The organism is Lysobacter antibioticus HS124 (genome assembly GCF_000336385.2).
Taxonomy (GTDB): domain Bacteria; phylum Pseudomonadota; class Gammaproteobacteria; order Xanthomonadales; family Xanthomonadaceae; genus Lysobacter; species Lysobacter firmicutimachus.
Genome location: NZ_HG424595.1, coordinates 1 through 643 on the forward strand (window position 1 = coordinate 1; position 643 = coordinate 643).

Here is a 643-nt window from a genome sequence, read left to right on the forward strand (position 1 = left end):
ATCGGCAACAACGGTACCGGCGCCACCACCCTGGCCAAGAACGACAGCGGCACCTGGATCCTGACCGGAAACAACACCTATTCCGGCAACACGGTCATCAACGACGGCAACCTGGTGATCGGCAACGGCGGCACCACCGGCAACGCCGGCGTCGGCAACGTGATCGTGGATTCGCCGACGTCGACCCTGTCGCTCAATCGCAGCGACACGTTCACCTTCAGCGGCACCCTCAGCGGTCCGGGCACGCTGGCCCAGATCGGTAGCGGCACCAGCGTGCTGAGTTCCCCCAACAACAACATCGGCGCCACCGCCCTCGCCGCCGGAACCTTGCAGGTGAACGGCGGCCTGGCGACGCCGACGGTGGGCATGACCGGGACCTCGTCGCTGCAGGTGAACGGCATCGTGCAGGCCGAGGACGGTACTCAGACCGCGCTCAGCGGCGATGCCGGTGCCCAGGCCGTCGCCGTCGGCAACGGCGGCACGTTGCGCGCCGCGGGCGACCTCGGCGGCGGCAACGACACGGTCGCCCTCACCGGCATTCTGGATACCGGTGCGGGCACGTTGCAGCTCGGCGACGGCGACGACACGCTGGTGCTCAACGACGGTGCGCAAATGCTCGGCGGCGGCGTGGGCACGTCCGGCG

General features: G+C 69.2%; 1 protein-coding gene. It reads left to right on the forward strand.

Translation table 11 applies throughout. From position 1 onward, the window contains the following. On the forward strand, positions 1–643 hold a 643-nt coding region (locus tag TX83_RS20980; protein WP_141233614.1), incomplete at both ends, for an autotransporter-associated beta strand repeat-containing protein.